This is a genomic window from Gabonibacter chumensis (assembly GCF_024741215.1).
GTDB lineage: Bacteria > Bacteroidota > Bacteroidia > Bacteroidales > Marinifilaceae > Gabonibacter > Gabonibacter massiliensis.
Genome location: NZ_JANSKB010000001.1, coordinates 336,362 through 358,201 on the forward strand (window position 1 = coordinate 336,362; position 21,840 = coordinate 358,201).

The window sequence follows — 21,840 nt, forward strand, 5'->3', positions numbered from 1 at the left end:
TGAGAACGGGAAAATTCCCATAACATCTTTTCGTCCTACCCCAATACTACGTCTATTTCTCCTCTTTTTTAGGTTTACGCATAATGCCCCAGAACACGAAACCGAAACCGAATAAAACAACCATCGGAGCTAAGGTTATTCTCCTAAAACTAAAAATGTCATAGTTAAAAGTATCCGGAGAATCAGATCCGCCTCCCATCATCAATAAAAATCCGAGCACGACAATCCCGAAACCGATCAAAATAAATTTATAGTTACTTTTGGGTATCGGGAAACCATCCTTCTTTTCTTTCAAATCATTTACCATATATCTTTTTTTATGTATACAATTCATTTAAATCCCTGTTCAAATATCGATGAACAGAATACCAAGCCGATATAAACGATAAAAACATACCGCAAAGAACGACAAATACCACCATGATAACGATCGTATCCCGATGTACAATGTTCATCACCCTTCCTATATTCTCTTGTAAAAAAAATATAGCACCCAACAGCACCAAGTTCGCGATCATAGCGCCGAAGAATCCTCTCCACATGCTGTCATACACGAACGGCTTGCAAATAAAGAAGGATCTTGCCCCGACTAACTGCATCGTCTTTATTAAAAAACGCTGTGAATACACGGCCAGATGTATCGTATTTCGGATCAAGGTAAACGATATCAACATCAGAACGGCCCCGACAATCAAAAAGAATACGCTTATCCGACGAATATTCTCATTGACACTTTGTATCATCGACTTCTGGTAATAAACATCATGAATGATATCGAATTTGGCTAATCCTTTTTCGACCATCGTCAAAGAATCGTTATTCGCGTAAGCCGGATTCAATTTAATCTCGATAGAAGGCAAAAGCGGATTCGCACCTAATATAGCTTCGAAATCCTCTCCCATCTCTTTCTTGAAAGCAGCAGCAGCCTGCTCTTTCGTTATATATTGAGAAGAATAAGTATAGGGACGGGTATCCAAGATTTTTTGTACCCGCTTAATTTCAGCTTCGTTTGTATTATCCTTAATTATGACAACGAAACCGATATTACGCTTAACATGATCCGACACCATGCGGGCATTCAATAGAATAAACACGAGAGCACCCACGACCACGAGCACCAAAGCAATACTGATCGTAGAAACAAAGTATGATCCTTTTACCCTTCTACTTCCTGTATGAGACATCTCTTTTCTTTAAAAAACACGACAAATATAATCATTCTAAACCCGAGAACAATCATTTCAATAAAAAAAACAAAAAAACGACCTCTAAATCCGTTCAATAACTGCATGAGAAACAGAATTTAATATATAAAACCGAAATAATTCCTTACATTTTTAAGAGAATTCGTTTGTACGATAGAAAAAATGACCTATATTTGCGTTCGCATTTGCGAAAATAGCTCAGTTGGTAGAGCATAACCTTGCCCAAAGCGAAGCGTCATCGACACAACCTTGGCGAGGTTTAAAGATACCAAAAGCGTTATTGATTATATTTGCGAAAATAGCTCAGTTGGTAGAGCATAACCTTGCCAAGGTTAGGGTCGCGGGTTCGAGTCCCGTTTTTCGCTCGTTCTTTTTCAATGTTGCTCGAGTGGTGGAATCGGTAGACACGCGGGACTTAAAATCCCGTGGCCATTGCGGCTGTGCGGGTTCAAGTCCCGCCTCGAGTACCACATGAAACAAAAAGCCGGTCGAGAATCTTACTTTCGACCGGCTTTTTGTTTCAACGTCATTTTTTATTTATTTTTAAAAATCAAGTGATCGTTCTCAACATCCACAACGATATGGCTATCTTTGGAAACCTGTTCGGCCAATATCTGTTTGGAAAGGTCATTTAACAAGTTTCGTTGGATAATTCGTTTAACGGGACGCGCCCCGAACTGCGGATCATAACCCGCTTCCGCGATCCACTCGACCGCTTTCTCCGTTACGTCCAAAATAATTCCATTGTTAGCAAGCATTTTATTGACACCATTAACCTGCAACCGAACGATATCCACAATCTCGGATTTTTGTAAAGGAGTAAACATAATCACCTCATCGATACGATTCAGAAATTCCGGACGAATCGTTTTCTTCAACAATTCGTACACCTCGTGATTGGTCTTTTCCAATACCTCATCCCGGTTATTATCATTCAAGTCCTTTAACTTCTCCTGAATAATATGAGCACCGATATTAGAAGTCATGATGATAATGGTATTTTTAAAATCCACCACCCGGCCTTTATTATCCGTTAACCGACCGTCATCCAATACTTGCAACAGGATATTGAATACATCCGGGTGCGCTTTCTCTATCTCATCCAACAAAACAACAGAGTAGGGTTTCCGGCGTACGGCTTCGGTCAACTGACCGCCTTCATCGTATCCCACGTATCCGGGAGGTGCCCCGATCAAACGAGAGACAGAATGACGCTCCTGGTATTCGGACATATCGATACGGGTCATCAAAGACTCGTCGTCGAACAGGAATTCGGCCAACGCTTTGGCTAACTCCGTCTTACCGACTCCGGTCGTTCCCAAAAAGATAAACGAACCAATCGGTCGCTTGGCATCCTGCAATCCGGCCCGATTACGACGCACGGCATCCGCCAAAGCGGCAATAGCCACGTCCTGACCGACTACCCGTTTATGCAACTCTTCCTCCAAATGCAATAATTTCTGACGTTCGCTTTGCATCATCCGACTTACCGGTATTCCGGTCCATTTAGATACGACCGAAGCTATATCATCCTCCGTAACCTCTTCCCGAATCAAAGAATCTCCATGCTTCATATCGGCTAACTTCGCCTTAATTTCCTCAATCCGTTGTTCCGCAGATTTTATTTTACCGTAACGCAATTCGGCCACCTTTCCGTAATCTCCCTCCCGCTCCGCACGGGAAGCTTCAAATTTATACTGTTCGATGGCATCCTTATTTTTTTGGATCTCATCGATCAAAGACCGTTCAGACTCCCATTGAGCCCGCAATTTCGTACGCTCCTGATTCAAATCGGCTAATTCTTTCTGGATCTCATCCAACTTTTTGCTTTTTCCATCCCGTTTGATCGCCTCTTTCTCTATCTCAAGCTGTTTGATCTTACGATCCAGTTCATCGATCTCTTCAGGAACGGAATTCATCTCCAACCGCAATTTTGCGGCAGCTTCATCCACCAAGTCAATTGCCTTATCCGGCAAGAAACGATCGGATATATACCGGTGCGACAACTCAACGGCAGCAATAATGGCATCGTCCGTAATCCGCACTTTATGATGGTTTTCATATCGCTCCTTCAATCCCCGCATGATACTGATAGCACTCATAACATCGGGTTCATCGATCATCACTTTCTGAAATCGACGTTCCAAAGCCTTATCTTGTTCAAAATATTTCTGATACTCGTTCAAAGTCGTCGCTCCGATAGCCCTTAAATCTCCCCGCGCCAACGCCGGCTTTAAAATATTGGCCGCATCCATCGCTCCTTCCGACTTCCCGGCCCCAACCAACGTGTGGATCTCATCGATAAAAAGAATGATATCTCCTTCCGATGCCAAAACCTCATTCACCACGGCCTTTAGCCTCTCTTCGAACTCTCCTTTATATTTAGCGCCGGCAACCAAAGCTCCCATATCCAAGGAATAGATACTCTTGGACGCCAAATTCGAAGGGACATCCCCGTTAACGATACGTTGAGCCAACCCTTCGGCTATAGCCGTCTTACCGACCCCCGGTTCCCCGATCAAAATCGGGTTGTTTTTCGTTCTCCGGGATAAGATTTGCAATACCCGACGAATCTCATCGTCCCGCCCGATCACCGGATCCAGCTTACCGTTGCGAGCCCGCTCATTCAAATTAATGGCATATCGCCCCAATGCATCGTAATTGTCTTCGGCCGACTGCGAATTCACTTTCGAACCCTTCCTCAACTCCTCGATAGCAGCTTTGACCTCTTTCTCTGTCATTCCGCTATCTTTCAATAATTGCGAAACTTGATCCCGGATGGATAACAAGCCCAATATAATGTGTTCCAGAGAGACATACTGGTCACCCATCTCTCCTGCGATCTTCGTTGCTTTTTCCAGCACCTTATTGGTATCTTCGGAAAGATAAGGCGATCCTCCGGAAACTTTCGGATAGGAATCAATCATCCGATCCAAAGCCGAAACCACGTTCCGTCCGTTAACTCCCAATTTGTTAAAAATAAAATTAGTGATATTTTCACCTTTAGCAATAATACCTTTCAACAGATGCCCCGTCTCGATGGCCTGTTGCCCTTTTTCCTGCGCAATCTGCACGGCTTCCTGCACGGCTTCCTGCGACTTAATTGTATAATTATTCATGTTCATAGTCTCATGCTCCTTTCGTGTTTAAGGAAATACAAAGGGTATACCGAATCTATAAACTAAAAGTTTCACATTTCCTTCTACAAAAAGAAGCACAAGATAAAACCATGACTATCAATACATAGAAAATTTTTCTCGCCTCTATGCCGAAACCGAATAGTTCAAAACGCCCACGCAAATAAGACATTTTGTCATAATTACAAAAAATAAATGACAAAATGTCCTACATACTATTAAAAGTCTTCTATTCCAGCCATTTTCGGAAAGAATCGGTAAAAGGAGGATATGCAATCCCTTTTTCCGTAATAACGGCCGTTATCAGATTACGAGGAGTAACATCGAAAGCAGGATTATATACTTTTACCTTATCCGGTGCCATTCGATGAACATACCACTTCTCGGTAACTTCTTCAGGAGGACGCTCTTCTATATGGATTTGCTCACCCGTCGAACAAGCCAAATCGATCGTAGAAGTCGGTCCCAACACGTAAAAAGGAATCCCGTAATATTTTGCCAAAACAGCGACTCCAGAAGTTCCTATCTTATTCGCCGCATCTCCATTGGCGGCCACCCGGTCACATCCGACCAAAACGGCTTGGACCCATCCTTTTTGCATTACAATCGACGCCATATTATCGCATATCAACGTGACATCCACTCCTGCTCTCTTTAGTTCGAAAGCCGTTAGCCTGGCCCCTTGCAACAACGGACGAGTTTCATCCGCGAACACCTTAAAATCATATCCGTTCTCTTGCCCCAAATAGATCGGAGCCAAGGCAGTTCCATATTCGGAAACTGCCAAATGACCGGCATTACAATGAGTCAGCAACCCCATTCCGGGAGACAATAACGATAACCCCCACTCTCCTATCCGCCGACAGGCTGCTGCATCCTCGGAACGAATGGCCTCCGCCTCCCGCCGCATAGCCTCTTTCATCCCCTGTACGCCATCGGATTCATGCACCCGGATACAATTTTCCATCCTATCTAAAGCCATAAACAGATTTACGGCCGTCGGACGAGAAGTTGCCAAGTATCTCTTTATCCGGCCAAACTCTTTATGAAAGCCCTGCATATCCTCTCCCCGGTAATTCTGCATACATACCGAAATCCCGCAAGCGGCAGCCACCCCGATCGCCGGAGCCCCTCTCACCTTCAACAAGTATATCGCTTCCCATATCTCTTCCGGAGTTTTCAACGTCAGGTATATTTCCTTGTTCGGAAGTTGCGTTTGATCGATAACGATCAATGTCCCTTGTTCATAATCCGCCCGAACAGTCACTATATCGAAAATCGTATTCATTGCTCAAATTTTTCCCGTAAACGTTTCAAATCTTTCCTCTCTTCCTCCGAAAAGGAAATTAAAATATCCTTACGGCATTCCGCCAGATGTACTACCTGACAATATGCTTCGAGGTTCTCCAACTTCCAATAGGCTTCCTCCACACTTTTTCCCCAAGTAATAGCACCGTGCCCTTGCATTATAATCGCGTTACGCCCCAAAGCCAAAGCGTCAACTGCCTCTTCTATCTCCCTCGACCCCGGTCTCGCGTACGACGCCAATCCTAACTCTCCCAAAAATATCTCCGCTTCCGAAACCACTCCCTCCTTCGGCAGATGTCCACACAAAGCAAAAGAGGTCGTATAAGGCGGATGGGCATGTACGCAAGCCCATGCACTCGGATTCCGACGCATAATAGCCAAATGGGTTTTTATTTCACTCGTGCTCGGTCGTTCTCCCGCAAGCTGTCGTCCCTGCATATCCACCATACACATATCTTCCGGTTTCATAAATCCCTTAGAGATATAAGTAGGGGTGCATAACACCATACTATCGTTCAAGCGTACGCTGATATTCCCTCCATTTCCATCCACGTAATTTCGTTGCCACATCCTCCGCCCAATATCACAAATCAACTCTTTAAGGCGTTCTATCTCTTCCGCATAAAAAATCTCACTATAATTTTTCAGGTTCATATGATGTTCTTTAAAACTTATCCACACAAAAATAAACATTTCAACCGGACACGTCCTTCTTTTTGAGAAAGAATAACCCACTTTAAGTCCGTTTCTCGACTGATTTATCTTAAAAAAACGAAAAGTAGGCTTCTCATCTACTATGAACATGAAAATATAGATATAGCATAAACACTAATGATTCAAGGAGTGGTATTCGTGAATTTTATACTTTTGCAGTGTTTAAAATAAAAAATTCGACGAAAATGAAAAATGGGTATTATTGCTTTTGGTGGTAGCTGGAAGTATGGTTCCATGAAACGCACAATTGACACGAAAAAGGTGTTGAAATCAGCTACCGACCTGACTTCTGCCATAACCTTGTCGGAAGTGCGATTCTCGCATAAACAGGAGCCAGAAGCCAACAATTACGGATTTGAACTTTGTATAAAGCACGGTTTTAATCCCTGCACAACGGCGAACGCACTTGAAAAGTTGAATAATTTATCGAAAGGACAAAAATCGTCTATGTTCCCAAAAATGTTTTCCAGCCATCCGGACGGGGAGAAACGTGTTTCACGGGTAAGGGAAAAAGCCGATGCCCACGTGAAAAAAATAAGTGGTATTTTTACATTTACACTCCAGCTTAAAGACATACAATATTTCTACACTTGCTGATAAAAGAATATTGTATGTCAATGTATTTTGCAATAAATATTATCCTGATTAAGGGTCCCGATCAAACATGCTAAATTTCTTCCGACGTATCAAATATTCAGGTAAAAGTTCGACCAAATCATAAAAAAACTGCCCAAATACCTTATAGAGGAAGCTATCATAAATTTGAAACTTCACAGGAAATGGTCTATTGATTAAAAACTATCAGGAATATATTCTTATTATTCCAATAATTAATCTAAATTTGCATTATAACAACCCGATAAGCGTTTGTCAGATGCTGAAAGTTGTCTATTTTGCCGTATCATTCAGCTTACCGGATGGCGGACATTTTGAATTAACGAAAGCGTTTAGTTTCACCCTCTTTCAGAAAAATGACCAGTTTTTTGCAGAGAGATAAACAATATACAAACGAATCATGAAAAAGGTGTATTTATTGATAATTTTATTGGCAACTATATTCGCGGCTTGTTCAGCCGATGACGACAATGACGAAGGAACTTCTTGGGAGATTAACATGACATCTAAAATCGAATCAAATGGCACCGAGTTCATATGTATATTCAGAGGCGAAGGAGGGATAACAAGTATAAATTGGGGCGATAAAGAGGATAACGAAACATTGAAACTAAAATCAGACGAAGATCTACCAGTCGTTCGCCATTTGGATGTAGGAACATACACGATTACAATTAAAGGGCATGGCTCTTTAACCTCGTTGGAATGTTGTTACGAAAACCACTTAACCACGTTAGATGTCAATAAATGTCCAACACTTGAAATACTAAGCTGTTCCCATAACAAACTAACGTCATTGAATGTTAGCTCTCATCCTAACCTTACACGCTTAACTTGTGTCGATAACGGACTAACATCATTAACAGTCGAAAAATGTTCTAACCTAATATGGTTAAATTGCAACCTCAATCAATTACCCTTTTTAAATGTTAGTGGATGCACCATGCTAAAAGTACTAAATTGTTGCAAGAATCAACTGACGACAGTCGACATCCTTAATTGCAAATCCCTAAAGAGTATGAATGTTTCTGAGAATAAACTCAGCTACAACGCCATGGAATTGATATATACGGCTCTTCCCAATGATACAGGCGGCCTAATCTTCGTGGATGAAGAACACACGGGTAACTTAGATATAGTTAAACATAAAGGTTGGGAGGTTCAAATATCCCCCAACAAAAATAATTAATAGGGTGTGTTAGCTTGGTATGAAGGGTGGTAGGTTTCGGCTTATCACCCATTTTTGTATTCCAATTAAAAAAGCCGACACCGATATCAGGAGTCCATTCAAAAGAAGATGATAGAATTTGAAATACGCAAATTCAAAGTAGTTCATTGTATATAAAAATCATACAATTGAACAGTCATCTGTATTCCCACTGATAAGCAAGCGGTATATTGCTTTGAAATGAGGACATTATTTTGCTTATTTAGATTTGATAAATAAATTCGGGTAACCTACGGGTTGACATGAATGACAATAACAAGAGGTATAATTAGGATGCAGTATACAAGGTTGAGCCGAGGAACAAAAAACACCCCAAAAAGATAACCCTCTCGACCTTCCGACCAAGAGGGTTATCTTTCGATTTTTTAGTACCCAGGGCGGGAATCGAACCCGCACGTCTTTAAAGGACACTGGATTTTGAGTCCAGCGCGTCTACCAATTCCGCCACCTGGGCAAGAACTCGGGTGCAAAAGTAGTGCTTTTCTTCAAATCTCCAAACAAAATGATTCTTTTTTATAGATATTCTTTACATTTTCGTCTGAAATCCCATAAAGAATTCAGTATACAACACGATTAAGGTCCATGAATGGAGGAGAACGGGATATTTTTAGTTATATTTGTGTATTCCGAATTCAAATAAACCGTTATGAAAATCCGACGAATACTTCTATTCCTTTTTTTTAATCTTTTCCTTTTTCCCTCTTTTGCACAGGAAAAAGGGGTAGTAAAAGGACGAGTAGTCGATCGTAAAAATAATGAACCCATTCCTTTTGCCAATGTAATCATCTGGAAAACGACTATCGGAGTCATTACCGACACCAATGGTTACTTCCGAATCGAAAAAATTCCACTCGGATTTAATCGACTCGAAGTAAGTAGTTTAGGCTACAAAACGATCCTATCTGAAGAATTTATGGTAAATACGGCTTCGGAAAAAACCATTAATATAGAACTGGAAGAGAGTAGCTTTGCTTTAGATCAGGTGACCATAAAAGCCGATCCCTTTCGTAAAACCAGCAACAGTCCCCTATCTCTACAACGGATCGGGATTGCCGAAATCGAGAAAAATCCGGGAGGTAACCGGGATATTTCCAAAGTATTGCAATCGATGCCGGGAGTCCTTTCTTCTCCCGCGTTCCGAAACGATTTCATTGTCAGAGGAGGAGGTCCAAGTGAAAATCGTTTTTACTTGGATAATGTGGAAATACCTAATCTAAATCATTTCGCCACCCAAGGTTCCTCCGGGGGAGTAGTAAGTATCATTAACGTGGATTTTGTCAAGGAAGTCGATTTTTATGCCGGAGCTTTCCCGGCATCGAGGGGGAATTTGATGAGTTCTTTATTGGAGTTCAAACAAATAGCGGGAAACCCGGATAAATTAAAATTCAGGGGCACTTTAGGAGCAACCGATTTCGGTCTCTCCATCGACGGTCCTCTAACTCCCAAAACAACATTCATTGCCTCGGCCCGCCGGAGCTATCTTAAAATGTTGTTCAATATCATCGGACTGCCATTTTTACCCGTATACAATGACTTCCAGTTCAAAACAGAAACAACAATCGACGGCAAGGATAAACTGACCGTTATCGGTATAGGAGCTTACGATGTAAATCATTTGAATAAAGGGATGAAACATCCCGACGACAATCAAAAATATTTACTCCGTTATTTACCGGAAAGTAAACAATGGAGTTACACCATAGGTATCACTTACAGGCATTACGGCAAACATTGGAACAACCTCTTCGTGCTGAGCAGAAGTACCCTACAAAATGAAATCGAAAAATATACAGACAATAACAAAAACCGTCCGAAATCAACGGACTATAGTTCGGGCGAAACCGAAAACAAATTCCGTTTCGAACATCAACGGTTGCTAAAAGCCAGCATCCAACTCAATTTAGGTACGGGTATCGAGCATGCGACCTACAAGAATAAAACCGTCAAAACACTATTCACGCATGGAGATATTGCCTCCATTCATTACAATCACGATCTCCATTTTTTTAAATGGTCTTTTTTCGGACAAGCAAGTAAAATATTCGGAGACGAAAAGCTAACCCTCTCTTTGGGCATTCGGGCAGACGGGAACAATTACTCTTCCGATATGCAAAATCCTTTCAAGCAACTCTCCCCCCGTTTCTCTTTATCCTACGGATTAACACCATTCTGGTTCATCAATTTTAACGCGGGACGTTATTACCAGTTGCCCTCCTACACGACCATGGGATACGCGGATGCGGAAGGCCTCCTCGTGAATAAAGACAATCATTTAAAATACATTTCAACCGATCATTACGTTGCCGGTATCGAATTCCGTATAGGAGACCTTACCCGGATAACCCTCGAAAGTTTCTATAAAAAATACGATCATTATCCTGTCTCCTTGTTGGACAGCATCGTCTTGGCCAATAAAGGTACGGATTATGTCGCCGTGGGAGACGAACCGGTAAAATCTTCAGGAGAAGGCCGGGCATACGGAATCGAATTTATGTTACGAACCCAGAAACTTTTCGGACTTACGGCTTCTGTTGCCTATACATATTATTACTCGGAGTTTAAAAAAATGGATAAATATTTACGACCGACATCTGTTTATATTCCGAGTAGCTGGGATAATCGCCACATCCTCTCGTTAACAGCGATACGGAAATTCGGGAATTGGGACATCGGGATGAAGTGGCGTTACGCGAACGGGGCTCCTTCCACCCCTTACGATGTGAATACCAGTTCTTTAATCGCCGCATGGGACACCAAACATCAACCCTATTACGACTATTCACGTTTCAACAGCGAACGTGCCTCGGCCTTCCACCAATTGGACATACGGGTCGATCGAAGTTTTTATTTCCATCGTTGGTCTTTGATCTTATACGCCGATATTCAAAATATCTATAACCATAAAACCAAAAGTCCGGATTTATTAGTTCCAGCAGAGAACCCGGATGGTAGTTACATCGTAGATAAAAACAAGCCGGACCGTTATATCATGAGATATATTAAAAACGATACAGGTACACTACTTCCTTCCATTGGAATTATTATTGATTTTTAAACACAAGAACCATATGATAAAGAACATTATTTTTGACTTAGGCGGAGTTGTCGTAGAATGGAATCCCAAACATATCCTCCGAACCTTTCCCGGTAATCCGGATCTCATTCGATACATTCACGCGAACGGCTTTTTCTCCAACTATTGGTCGGCATACGACAAAGGCATCCTGACCAGAGAACAGGTTATAGAGAAAATCGCACCTTTAACAGGCTGTTCCGTGGAAGATTGTAATGAATTTATAGAATTCGTGAAAGTTTCATTAGTCAATATACCGGAAACGGAAAAGCTGATTCAAGAATTATCCCAACAGGATTATCAATTATTTTGCCTCTCTAATATGTCCGAAGATTTTTATGAATACCTAAGGCCAAGAAAAGTTTTCAATTATTTCGAAGGAAAAATCATCTCCGCCATCGAAAAGATGGTCAAACCGGATCGAGAAATATACGAATTGCTTCTGAATCGTTATCATTTGAAAGCTGAAGAATCCTTATTTATTGACGATTTGCCGGCCAATATTCAGGCAGCTCAAAAGGTGGGAATACATACCGTACATTTCACGGATAAAGAGAAAGCATACCAAGAGATTAAAGACAGACTGAAGACCACCAAGAGATGTATCGTCGAATCCGTTTAGCGATTTCGCAAAACATAATAATAACGGAAACATAACATCACTCCGGTAAGGGTCAGTCCTACAGGATACCCGATCCATATTCCCTCAATACCCCAATTCAACACAAAACCAAGTATGTAGGAAACCGGCAGGGCAATCACAAAATAACCGACAAACGAAATAATAGCCATGGAGGTGACATCCGCGATTCCCCGTAAAGAATTTGCATACGTGATCTGTAAACAATCCCCGAATTGATAAAAAACCATAATCACCATTAATACGGCAACCAAATGTACCACCTCTCCCGAAGTCGTAAAAATATACCCGATATATCCTCTACTAAAGAAAAAAAAGCATGCCACAGCGGCAGCCAATACAAAGATCAGGTGAAAACCTGCCATGGTCGCTTGCCTCACGTTAACAATATCTCCTCTCCCGTAAAAATTACTTACCCTCACGGAGATAGCGGCCCCGACGCCGTAATAAACCATAAATCCTAAGGTCGAAACGGCGACGACGACCTGATGAGCAGCCAACGCAATCGTCCCCAGCCATCCGATCATAACCCCGCTCACGCTAAACAGAGCCGTTTCCATACCCATTTGCAATCCGACCATCATGCCCATTTTATTAAGTACTCCTACATCTCCCCTATTATAGCTTGTTCGTTTATACCCCACCAAGTAGCGACGATAGCCGCTTCTACGATAAAACAACATGACAAAAGCAACAAACATAAGCACGCGGGAAGTCAAGGTCGAAATCCCGGCTCCCGTCAAACCTAATGCCGGAGCTCCGAACTTTCCATAGATAAAAATATAATTCCCGATAATATTCAACAGGTTTGCCGACAACATAATACACATAGGAGTAATCGTATCCGTTATTCCGTCAGCAAATTGTTTAAAACTATTGAACATCATGACAAAAACCAGAGAGGCTAACTGCAAGAGAAAATAGGGACGAATAATCGGTAACAGCTCTTCAGGTTGTCCCATCCTATCCACATAAAGATAAAGTATCCACATGATCACAGACAACAAAATCCCTATACATAGATTAGCCAACAAACTGTTTCTTAGCAATCCTCCCACCCGAAATTTGTCACCTCGACCGTAATACTGCCCGACCAGGGGCGTTAACCCGTAAGAAAAACCTAAACCGAATAAAATCGGAATATTGAAAACACTATTGACAAACGAAGCTGCTGCCAGATCCGCTGTACCGTAACGTCCGACCATAATATTATCGGCCAACCCCACCAACACGATGCCTAATTGACCCAGAACGATAGGAACACCCAGACGTATCGTATCTACATAATGTTTTCTATACTGTTGAAAATAAGTTACCATTCCCTCTGTTTATTTGACGAGCAAAGATAAACAGAAAGAATGGTAAGCAAAATATCGTTCTATATTTATTTGAATAACTCTCCGGCAAGTTCTTTTTCCGCCTGCATATCCATTTTGTCCTTCAACACGAAGTCCATGTAATAAACGTAAGCGTGCTCCAAGTTCGGTTCAATAGCTTTACAAGAGAAACTTTCATCGATCTTCTCTGCCACGACCTGAATCTCCATGCCGCCTTCTGTCGGGATCGTGGATACAACCGGATATTTCTCTTTTACCTCCTCGTATTCCGTTTCCGTGACAAACAATTCCCATACTTTTCCTCTGGCTTGGGAAATCATTTCATCGGGAGAACCTTTAAATTTCAATTCTCCCCTGTTCAACAAGGCCAAATTCTTACAAGTACTTGAAATATCGCCTACAATATGAGTCGATAATAAAATAATCGCATCTTTATCACTAATATCGGATAAAATATTCCGGAAACGGATACGCTCTTCCGGGTCCAAACCGGTTGTCGGCTCATCAACGATGATTACTTTCGGATTACCGATAATAGCCTGCGCAATTCCCAATCTTCGCTTCATACCACCGGACAAACGATTAGCCCAACGATCGCGAACTTCGAATAATCCTACCTTACGCAACATTTCATCTACAAGCTCTTTCCGTTGCTTCTTTTCGATTCCGGCTAAACCCGCACCGTAATCTAAAAACTCCCAAGTCTTTAATTTTTCGAAAAAACGAAAATCCTGCGGTAAATATCCTAATAAAGAACGGATGGCTTTCCGATCTTTCGCGATATCGTAATCATCAAAAAATATCGTCCCCGATGTCGGTTCTTGCAAAAGCGTCATAATCCTCATCAAAGTAGTCTTTCCTGCCCCATTCGGTCCTAACAATCCAAACATTCCCGACTCAATCTCCAGATTCAGGTCATTTAAGGCTTTTTTTCCTCCGGGATAAACTTTATCCAAATGCTCAATTTTAATTTTCATGATCTTAGGTTTAAAAGTTAATACACGACACGGTCTACTAACAAATTTGCTTCTAAAATTAAGACATTTATTTTAGTTGTATGTGTTTTTGTTTATTATTATCCCCTATTTAACATATTTTATATTTATACCTTTTATTCCGTTACCTGTTTCGATTTCACAAGACATGCCAAGAGCCGTCGAAATGACGGCTCTTGGCATGCTTTGCACGTTATTACAAACGTTACTGCCAGAATGTAAATTCCGAAGTATGTTTGTAGATCACATCGACAATTCCGTCTCCAAATCCTGAGCACCGGTACAAAACTTCTGGTTTATTATAGTATAATGCAGCGTCGGTCATGTGATAAAAATAGAACTCCCCGTTCGAAAGCCCAACACCTAAACCGGGATACCCGGACCACATAGAATAGGTATATCCCTCATTCGGACAAAGAGCGGTTACGGATTTTCCGTTAAAATTATCATGTACGAACGTCTCGCCATCGACCATGCGGTAACAACACAAGAGATCGTTATTCTCTCCCCCGCTAAAGAATAAATACTCTCCTGTCTTATACAAAAAGAATTTGCTGTCCGACGTGATGTATTCACCTCCGGAAAAATCTTTTTGCAAATATTCTTCTTCAATAGTCACACCTCCATTTGATCTTGCCGGAACCCCAAATTGTTGAATCTTATATTTCCCGGAAGGATCTTTCAATATCATCACGTATTTACTGCTTCCACCGTCCCATTCGTAGTCGCCATAAGCGGCGACATAGGTCAACTCCATATCTCCTAAATTATCCAAAGGAGTATAATTCTCTGCCGGCCAACCATCTTCACAGAACAAAACCACCATAGCAGCCAAGTTAGAACCGAAACAAGCCGAATAGATCAAACGGCGGTTGGTTTCATCATGTAATAAAAAGTTATTGGTATTCGTGTAAATCGGTTGAATCAACCGTTCGATTTTACCCCCTTTAACTCCGTTATCCACGTCTATATACATAGGTACGTTCACGTAAGCATTAGAATGGAAACCTTCATTAGACAACATCTCCCGGTTATACAATTTTCCATCCGCATTCAACAGCACATTAATGGATGGGTGATAGCAAACATCAACAGGTGCAAGATTAGCAGGAGGATTTTCATTCACAAATTCCTGTTTTGTAGTAATCACCCTTTCAATGGTCGTCCCGTCCACCTCTACGCATCCGTCTCCGCCCTTCTGGATTACTAAAAACTCACTCTTATTCATCCCGGCAATATGTTGAATTACCTTCTGTGGCCCCGTCCCTAAATCAGCTCCGTTCACATCTTTATAAACATGATAATAGATTTTATAATCCTTAAAATCTTTCGGATCGCCGAATTCCATAAATCCTTGTACCTTTACAAAACCCAACCTTGACGTTTCTCCCTCTTTGTACAAAACCACAAAACAATCCTGATAAGGAGAAACACCACTCAACAATAACGTCCCGACATATTGGACCCCCGTACGAGTATCCGTTGCTTCCAATCTAAAACGATATTCACGAATCTGTAGAGGAGTGAATTCCAATATCTTTTTATTGGAAACAGAGTCCTTCCCATCATACCATATATACGTAAAATAAATCGAATCGGCAGGAACTTCATATTCGACCTTAGGATCGTAGGTGACAGGCTCCCCCACTATCGCCTGCAACGAAGCCATTGTTCCTTTATTAATAGTCAATCCCGGTAATTCAATATATTTGTAATTCCCTTCGTCATCGATACAGGACCAAAAAAACAAAAGTCCAGCTATCAAAATCAATATATATCTTGTCTTCATTGTCATTCTATATTTAATGATTCCTAATTCCCTAATACCGGCACACTCGACAACATCAGCGAGTTATCTTCATCATAACACGGGTCTCCAATTTCCGACAAACGAATCAACTCGTTTTTAAACTCGAGGGCCAATGCCCGTCTCTCGTCGTAATTATAATCCGTCAGGTCTCCGACTTTCGTCACTTCCATAAACTTTCTGAACTTCGTCACGGTATAGGGGCCTAAAAATATTTTTTCAACCTGACCACCTTCCGGCCACCATGTGGGACGAGTTACTTCATCACTAAACCATATGATTTTCCGTGTATAAATCGTCTGCCCAGGCATTAAATCCCCACCGGATTGAATCTCAACGACGAGCCTGACTTTCCGAGTTAAATCCACTTTTTTCAACGTCAGATAAAGCGTATCTTCCGTTTGGTTCGGCTTAAAAAATATCTCTTCGGGAAGTCCGTATTGACTCGGTTTCGCCGTCGTCTCATCCTCGACTACCTTTATCACAAATTTCGTTTTTTCCTTCAGAGGATCACCCACTAACTTTACTGCCAAAGGTATCTGCAAATCATTCGCCCAAGAATAGAAGAAAAAAGAGTATTCGAGGGAATCGGTCCAAATATCTGTAAACTGCACGTAATGCTCAGGACCATACATCGGAATCTCCTCTTTACCGCAAGAGATCAGTAAAGATATTCCTATCAAAAGAGAAAATAATCTTCCCATAACGATTTCATTTTATTAGTAAATATTTTCATTTTCAGGGACAGGCAACACAAACTTGGATTTGTCCATTTGAATGATCTGTGTTCCGCTAACGATCGGTCGGTTCAAACGTTTAAACAAGAAAAAGGCTTGTCCTTCCGCCAAATACTCTTTCTTCCCCTCCCAAATCAATTCATCCGTATAATTATCGGCAGAAATCTCCCGCAATGCTCCCCGTTTCGCCCGGACTTTATTCATATAAGCCACGCCTTCTGCCTTGGTAGCCTCTTTAGCCACAAGACATTCACTCAGGATATAATAAATTTCACTCAAACGCAACACGGGAATTAAAGGTTCTTGAGCATGAACCAACTGCTCATCGGTATCCAAATCCAACCATTTTTTAGTTACTACATTACTTGAGCCCGGAATCGGTTGTCTTTGATAAGCACGATAATCCAAACCGTCATTCCGGCCCGTAAACATGGCATCCCAATCTTTTACGTACATACTGGCCTTTGTCGAGGTTTTAAAGTCCGCAATTTTTTCCAACAGATGATCGTCATAAAGAGCGAAAATAATATCGTTCCAATATTTCACGTAGAATTTTTTATCTACGGTAGAAACAAAATTTTTTTCCGTGAAATCAATCATATCTTCTCCTCCCTCATCCGACACATAACGTGTTAAAATACCCCGGCAATACTTCTCGGCATTCGTCAGATCTCCCGCGTACATATATGCCCGCGCCAAGAGTCCCTGAATCGCCATATAGTTCATCCGTCCACCTCTCAGGGTAAAGAAACGTCCGCCTTCAGCAGCATCGGAAACCTGTAAACGAGCTTCCGGACTTGCCATATACCACTTATTATAAACCGTATCATAACTTGCCACCAAATCTTTTGCCGTCAAAAAATCCTGTATCACCAATTCCATAATCTGGGATACGGTCTTTTTGCCTTCAAATTTAGAGGGGTATACATTAAAATAAGGAATATAACTGCCTCCATCACCCGTAACGGGTGCCGGAGCAAACAAACGTAACAGATCGAAATGAATAAAGGCCCGTAAAGCGTAAGCTTCGCCCATAATCAAATTCTTTTCAGCATCGCCCAATTCAAAGAAAGAACCCTTTTTACCCTCTATCTCGCTGATCAGTTTATTGCAATTGGCTATCGCTTTATAAGACTTCGACCAGATCGTAGAAATAATCTCTTTATTCCCCGTTAATCCGTACTGGTATTTTACCAAACCGGAATAAGCTTGTTCTATATCATTATCGTCATATGTTTGAGCTAAAACACTCAAAAATCCCCAGGACAGTTCTCGTCCGTAAAGCTCTTGAGAAGAGAGCATTTCATAAACTCCGTTCAAGGCGTTTCTAAAACCCTCGCCATTTTTGAAGAGCTCCTCATCCGTCACCTGATTTTTAGGCGAAACATCCAACCATTTATCACATGAAGAGAGTGATACAAGCAGCAGGATGATTATAAATATATTTCTATCTATTTTCATAACCGACTATTTTAAAAACTTACGTTTAATGTAAAATCAAAACTTCTGGCAAAAGGATAAGACAATCCTCTCTCTTGTTTTACACTTGAGAAATGGGCCACGTCATTCATCTGGAACTGTAACCGCAACATACTCAGTCCAATTCGGTTGATCAAATCCGTATTAAAATCATAACTCAAAGTCAACGCTTTGAAATCTACCCGATTATTCTTCTGAACAAACCGAGAGGTCGGACGTGTCGTGTATTCGCGTTCCTTAATAGATTTCAATTTCGTGCGATCTCCCGGATTTTGCCAACGTTGAGTAAGAACGCGCTTATCCGCGTTCGCGTATCTTAAATCCACATTTTCTACCTTATCCACCAAGGTCTGATTGTATTCATATCCTCCGAAATCATAAGTAAAAGTGGCGAACAATGAAAATCCTTTATATTGTAGATTCACACCAAAAGCTCCTGTCACGTCAGGCTCCGTATCTCCTAAAATCATTTGTTCCGAAGCGATCCAATCATAACCGATCGTTCCGTCCCGATAGACATAGATCTCCTTACCGTCACTCGGATTAATACCCAATGACTTCATGCCCCAGATCGAAGTTAATGATCCGCCCTCGGTATATTTCATCAAAGGTTTACTGTACTTGGAATCTTTCCAATTTGAATCGTAATCCGCAAACTCGGCATTCACCCGGTCATTATATTCTTTAAGCGACTCTGAGATTTTCCGGATTTTATTTTTATTATGAGCCAAATTTCCGAATGCAATCACATTCCAATCTTGATTTCTCAAAACAGTAGCTCGAACGTCCAACTCGATTCCCTTATTCTGAACTTCTCCGATATTATCCTTATAACTTGTAAAACCTGTAGAGGCCGGTAAGGTTACATCGGAAATTAAGTCTTTGGTTATCTTATTATACCAACCGATTTTAAATTCAAGAGCATCCTGCAAAAAGCCCAGCTCCAACCTCACGTCATAATTATCCGTTATCTCCCAAGTCAAATTATCATTACCCATATAGTAGAGTTGTAATGCATTTCCGGTCCCATAATATTTTTTGGTAATCTCATAAGTATGCTTGGCCGCGTAAGGCTCGAAATCAACTTTTCCGGTTTGTCCGAAAGTTCCGGTAATTTTCAGTAGACTCAACGTCGGATTACCCTTTAAAAAAGAGTAATTATGTATGTTTAAACCCACACCGAATGAATAGAAAGGAGCTGTTCTTTTCTTAGATCCGAATTCAGAAGAACCGTCCAGACGAAAAGAAGCGTCGAACAGATAGATATCATCATACGAATAATTCAATGCCATCAATCCACCGAATAATCGGGTATGATTATCCGTGTAAGTCGGCTCCTGAGTCTCTTCCGCGTAACTCGGAGAACTTAATGTTCCGGAGGGGAATCCTCTGTAATAAGTAGATGTTTGGTCATAACGCTCTTCCCGAGCATTAATACCGATAGAAAAATTTATATTATGCTTGGCAAAGGACTGTACGTAATTAGCCATCACTTTCAAATCCCAACTTATCGCTTCCATTTTCGTTTTTGACAAATCACCGCGTAACGCTTTTGATTCGTACACGCTTTTGAATTTATCCGATAACGGATCCGTGAAAACTTTCGTCCATTCATCTTTTTTGGTGATCGAGAACTGTCCCTGTACCTGCATACCGGTAAAAGCATACCAATTGACCTGAAAATTATTAGTCAAATCACTATACCCTCCTTTATCATAATTATTTAAAATCTTAGCCTCGTAAAAAGGATTCTTCGTGTTGGAGCCGTAATGCCAGGGTAAGGTCTTCAAATAATCCCCGTTTTCATCCACAAAAGGCACATAAGGCAATCGTGTTGTATACTCGCTGAAAGTACCATAAGGAGAATTGGTAGATTTTTTTACATCATAACTGACTTTATTCTTGATTTGAAGATATTTACTCCGGTAATCAATTAAAAAACCGGTTCCCACGACTTTACGCCCCGAACCTTTCATTACACCATTCTGAACATCATATCTTAAATCAACCCCGAAACGAATATCATTCACACCACCTTCAATATATAAACTGTGTTTATGATTAAATTCATTTCGCAGAGGTTGAGAGATCCAGTCACTATCGACCCCTTTTAAAACATTGTTCCGTTTAGCAATCAACTCTTGTTGTAACTGCTGATACTGTAAATCATCATCATTTTCATAAAAATCGGCAGCGATCTCCGCATCCAATTTTTCTCGGGCATTCATCAAATTGTAGTCCGAAAGATCAGGTACGGTCAAACCTCCGGTGAAATTATAGGAAGCTCTCAATTTACCGGGAGTCGGAGCCTTTGTTTCTATAACAACAACTCCGTTAGCAGCACGAGAACCATAAATAGCCGTCGCCGCGGCATCCTTCAATATAGTTATGCTCTCAATTCGGTTGGGATCAAAATCATACACCTTCTCAACCGTCGTCTCATAACCATCCATGATAAAAATAGGTGTATTGGGATTATTCTTTAAAGCCGTTTGAGAAATAGAGGATTTATCCAATTCCTTTACACCTATTCCGGAGCGTCCGCGAATATAGAATTCCGGCATGGTATTCGGATCCGATCCCATATCGTTGTTTCGCATGATACGAAAAGAAGGATCGAACACTTGCAACACATTAATTACATTCCGGGAAGAAACCTTTAACAAGTCTTCTTTCCCTATTCGAATCGCATTTCCGGTAAAACTGGATTTCTTAATGTTGGCATATCCCGTGACCACAACATCCTTCAATGTTTCGGTTGCCTCTTTCATGATCACCTTTATATGAAGGGAATCTTTGATAACAATCTCCTGAGTCTCCATACCGATAAAAGAGAATACCAACGTTAACTTTGCCGTATCCGGAACAGACAACTTAAATTTTCCTTGAGGATCGGAACTAACTCCAATGGTAGTTCCCTTAATTCTGACGGTAACGCCGGGAAGCGGCTGTTTCGCTTCATCCATGATCTCCCCCGTAACGGTTTTCTCTTTCTTTTCATCCGCCGAACGGGCCGTCAGCACAAAGATATCATCGACTACCTTGTAGGTTAAATTCGTATTTTCCAAACATTTGTCCAACACCTCCCGGATAGTCTTCTCTTTCATGTCCAAATCAAATCTGCTCGTAGATTTTACTTGTTCGTGATTGTAAAGGATTTCACACCCTATCACGTTCGTTAAATACTCCAGAGCGGAGAGCAAGGTTACATCTTTAAGATGTACTGTAACGATCTTGTTTTGTTGACCATACAGATTTTCTCCGAAAATAGACAAGACCGTAAAAAGCTGGATAAAGAGAACTATACTCCCTTTATAAAACAACTTTCTACACCTGTTTCTAAAGAATGAATGATCGTTTTTTCTCATTTTTGTAGTAGTTAAATTATAAATAATTATTCACACATTTTTATCGGATCCATCGATTTCATTGGTATCGATGGCTTATCAATCCATACTTTTGTCCCCGACGGACAATCTAATTATTTCAATAACAACTGTATTGGGATTTTCATGATTTTTTTAATTAGATTTCACATGCTTACCATATAATACACATAACTCTC

Annotated in this window: 16 protein-coding genes and 3 tRNA genes; 7 read left to right on the forward strand and 12 right to left on the reverse strand. The window is 41.1% G+C overall.

The window, feature by feature from the left end:
* Positions 1 to 52: 52 nt before the first annotated feature.
* Together NVS78_RS01430 and NVS78_RS01435 are read right to left on the reverse strand one after the other, a co-directional pair.
* Positions 53 to 307, reverse strand: coding sequence for a DUF3098 domain-containing protein (locus NVS78_RS01430; protein ID WP_041502729.1), 255 nt, complete (start codon positions 305 to 307; stop codon positions 53 to 55).
* A gap of 10 nt (positions 308 to 317) precedes the next feature.
* Entirely contained in the window at positions 318 to 1,184 is an 867-nt protein-coding gene (locus NVS78_RS01435; RefSeq protein ID WP_286357607.1) for a cell division protein FtsX, read from the reverse strand.
* Positions 1,185 to 1,497: 313 nt separating this feature from the next.
* Between NVS78_RS01435 and NVS78_RS01440 the strand changes: the two genes are divergently transcribed.
* Together NVS78_RS01440 and NVS78_RS01445 are read left to right on the forward strand one after the other, a co-directional pair.
* A tRNA-Gly gene (locus tag NVS78_RS01440) sits at positions 1,498 to 1,570 on the forward strand.
* 17 nt (positions 1,571 to 1,587) lie between these two features.
* Positions 1,588 to 1,675 (forward strand) — tRNA-Leu (locus NVS78_RS01445).
* Positions 1,676 to 1,738: 63 nt separating this feature from the next.
* Here NVS78_RS01445 and clpB read toward each other — a convergent pair.
* The 3 genes from clpB to NVS78_RS01460 all read right to left on the reverse strand — a co-directional run bounded on the left by clpB (position 1,739) and on the right by NVS78_RS01460 (position 6,304).
* On the reverse strand, positions 1,739 to 4,330 hold the full coding sequence (gene clpB, locus NVS78_RS01450; RefSeq protein ID WP_286357608.1) for an ATP-dependent chaperone ClpB: 2,592 nt from the start codon (positions 4,328 to 4,330) through the stop codon (positions 1,739 to 1,741).
* A 241-nt stretch (positions 4,331 to 4,571) separates the two neighbouring features.
* Positions 4,572 to 5,630 carry an S-methyl-5-thioribose-1-phosphate isomerase gene (gene mtnA / locus NVS78_RS01455; protein WP_286357609.1) on the reverse strand — a complete coding sequence of 353 codons (1,059 nt, stop codon included), beginning with the start codon at positions 5,628 to 5,630 and terminating at the stop codon, positions 4,572 to 4,574.
* A complete protein-coding gene (locus NVS78_RS01460) occupies positions 5,627 to 6,304 on the reverse strand; it encodes a class II aldolase/adducin family protein (protein WP_286357610.1) in 678 nt (225 codons plus the stop codon). Before NVS78_RS01460 ends, mtnA begins: the two co-directional genes overlap by 4 nt.
* 294 nt (positions 6,305 to 6,598) lie before the next feature.
* Here NVS78_RS01460 and NVS78_RS01465 point away from each other — a divergent pair, with 294 nt between their 5' ends.
* The 3 genes from NVS78_RS01465 (at position 6,599) to NVS78_RS01475 (ending at position 8,168) form a co-directional block, all read left to right on the forward strand.
* Positions 6,599 to 6,961, forward strand: a complete 363-nt coding sequence (locus NVS78_RS01465) for a M48 family metalloprotease (protein ID WP_286357611.1) — start codon at positions 6,599 to 6,601, stop codon at positions 6,959 to 6,961.
* Positions 6,962 to 7,238: 277 nt separating this feature from the next.
* Complete coding sequence (locus tag NVS78_RS01470; RefSeq protein ID WP_286357612.1) at positions 7,239 to 7,361, forward strand: hypothetical protein; 123 nt, start codon at positions 7,239 to 7,241, stop codon at positions 7,359 to 7,361.
* A gap of 636 nt (positions 7,362 to 7,997) precedes the next feature.
* Positions 7,998 to 8,168: a hypothetical protein gene (locus NVS78_RS01475; RefSeq protein WP_286357613.1), complete on the forward strand. Its 171-nt coding sequence runs from the start codon at positions 7,998 to 8,000 to the stop codon at positions 8,166 to 8,168.
* Positions 8,169 to 8,576: 408 nt separating this feature from the next.
* Here NVS78_RS01475 and NVS78_RS01480 read toward each other — a convergent pair.
* Positions 8,577 to 8,661 (reverse strand) — tRNA-Leu (locus NVS78_RS01480).
* A gap of 192 nt (positions 8,662 to 8,853) precedes the next feature.
* Between NVS78_RS01480 and NVS78_RS01485 the strand changes: the two genes are divergently transcribed.
* Entirely contained in the window at positions 8,854 to 11,262 is a 2,409-nt protein-coding gene (locus NVS78_RS01485) for a TonB-dependent receptor (RefSeq protein WP_286357614.1), read from the forward strand.
* Positions 11,263 to 11,275: 13 nt separating this feature from the next.
* Positions 11,276 to 11,902: an HAD family hydrolase gene (locus NVS78_RS01490; protein ID WP_286357615.1), complete on the forward strand. Its 627-nt coding sequence runs from the start codon at positions 11,276 to 11,278 to the stop codon at positions 11,900 to 11,902.
* Here NVS78_RS01490 and NVS78_RS01495 read toward each other — a convergent pair.
* From NVS78_RS01495 to NVS78_RS01520, 6 genes are all read right to left on the reverse strand, one after another.
* Positions 11,899 to 13,239: an MATE family efflux transporter gene (locus NVS78_RS01495; RefSeq protein ID WP_286357616.1), complete on the reverse strand. Its 1,341-nt coding sequence runs from the start codon at positions 13,237 to 13,239 to the stop codon at positions 11,899 to 11,901. The genes NVS78_RS01490 and NVS78_RS01495 overlap by 4 nt on opposite strands.
* Positions 13,240 to 13,304: 65 nt before the next feature.
* Positions 13,305 to 14,234: an ABC transporter ATP-binding protein gene (locus NVS78_RS01500; RefSeq protein ID WP_286357617.1), complete on the reverse strand. Its 930-nt coding sequence runs from the start codon at positions 14,232 to 14,234 to the stop codon at positions 13,305 to 13,307.
* A gap of 223 nt (positions 14,235 to 14,457) precedes the next feature.
* The gene (locus NVS78_RS01505) at positions 14,458 to 16,041 is read right to left on the reverse strand and encodes a PKD-like family lipoprotein (RefSeq protein ID WP_286357618.1); all 1,584 of its coding nucleotides are present in this window, start codon (positions 16,039 to 16,041) and stop codon (positions 14,458 to 14,460) included.
* A 23-nt stretch (positions 16,042 to 16,064) separates the two neighbouring features.
* Positions 16,065 to 16,763: a DUF4843 domain-containing protein gene (locus tag NVS78_RS01510; protein WP_286357619.1), complete on the reverse strand. Its 699-nt coding sequence runs from the start codon at positions 16,761 to 16,763 to the stop codon at positions 16,065 to 16,067.
* A gap of 15 nt (positions 16,764 to 16,778) precedes the next feature.
* Positions 16,779 to 18,257 (reverse strand): RagB/SusD family nutrient uptake outer membrane protein, encoded by a 1,479-nt coding sequence (locus tag NVS78_RS01515; RefSeq protein WP_286357620.1) that lies wholly within the window; start codon positions 18,255 to 18,257, stop codon positions 16,779 to 16,781.
* Positions 18,258 to 18,268: 11 nt separating this feature from the next.
* Complete coding sequence (locus NVS78_RS01520) at positions 18,269 to 21,643, reverse strand: SusC/RagA family TonB-linked outer membrane protein (protein WP_286357621.1); 3,375 nt, start codon at positions 21,641 to 21,643, stop codon at positions 18,269 to 18,271.
* Positions 21,644 to 21,840: the final 197 nt, after the last annotated feature.

Coding starts and splice junctions, on each gene's coding strand:
- NVS78_RS01430 (WP_041502729.1), bottom strand. CDS start 307: ATGGTAAATGATTTGAAAGAAAAGAAGGATGGTTTCCCGATACCCAAA.
- NVS78_RS01435 (WP_286357607.1), bottom strand. CDS start 1,184: ATGTCTCATACAGGAAGTAGAAGGGTAAAAGGATCATACTTTGTTTCT.
- clpB (WP_286357608.1), bottom strand. CDS start 4,330: ATGAACATGAATAATTATACAATTAAGTCGCAGGAAGCCGTGCAGGAA.
- mtnA (WP_286357609.1), bottom strand. CDS start 5,630: ATGAATACGATTTTCGATATAGTGACTGTTCGGGCGGATTATGAACAA.
- NVS78_RS01460 (WP_286357610.1), bottom strand. CDS start 6,304: ATGAACCTGAAAAATTATAGTGAGATTTTTTATGCGGAAGAGATAGAA.
- NVS78_RS01465 (WP_286357611.1), top strand. CDS start 6,599: ATGAAACGCACAATTGACACGAAAAAGGTGTTGAAATCAGCTACCGAC.
- NVS78_RS01470 (WP_286357612.1), top strand. CDS start 7,239: ATGCTGAAAGTTGTCTATTTTGCCGTATCATTCAGCTTACCGGATGGC.
- NVS78_RS01475 (WP_286357613.1), top strand. CDS start 7,998: ATGAATGTTTCTGAGAATAAACTCAGCTACAACGCCATGGAATTGATA.
- NVS78_RS01485 (WP_286357614.1), top strand. CDS start 8,854: ATGAAAATCCGACGAATACTTCTATTCCTTTTTTTTAATCTTTTCCTT.
- NVS78_RS01490 (WP_286357615.1), top strand. CDS start 11,276: ATGATAAAGAACATTATTTTTGACTTAGGCGGAGTTGTCGTAGAATGG.
- NVS78_RS01495 (WP_286357616.1), bottom strand. CDS start 13,239: ATGGTAACTTATTTTCAACAGTATAGAAAACATTATGTAGATACGATA.
- NVS78_RS01500 (WP_286357617.1), bottom strand. CDS start 14,234: ATGAAAATTAAAATTGAGCATTTGGATAAAGTTTATCCCGGAGGAAAA.
- NVS78_RS01505 (WP_286357618.1), bottom strand. CDS start 16,041: ATGAAGACAAGATATATATTGATTTTGATAGCTGGACTTTTGTTTTTT.
- NVS78_RS01510 (WP_286357619.1), bottom strand. CDS start 16,763: ATGGGAAGATTATTTTCTCTTTTGATAGGAATATCTTTACTGATCTCT.
- NVS78_RS01515 (WP_286357620.1), bottom strand. CDS start 18,257: ATGAAAATAGATAGAAATATATTTATAATCATCCTGCTGCTTGTATCA.
- NVS78_RS01520 (WP_286357621.1), bottom strand. CDS start 21,643: ATGAGAAAAAACGATCATTCATTCTTTAGAAACAGGTGTAGAAAGTTG.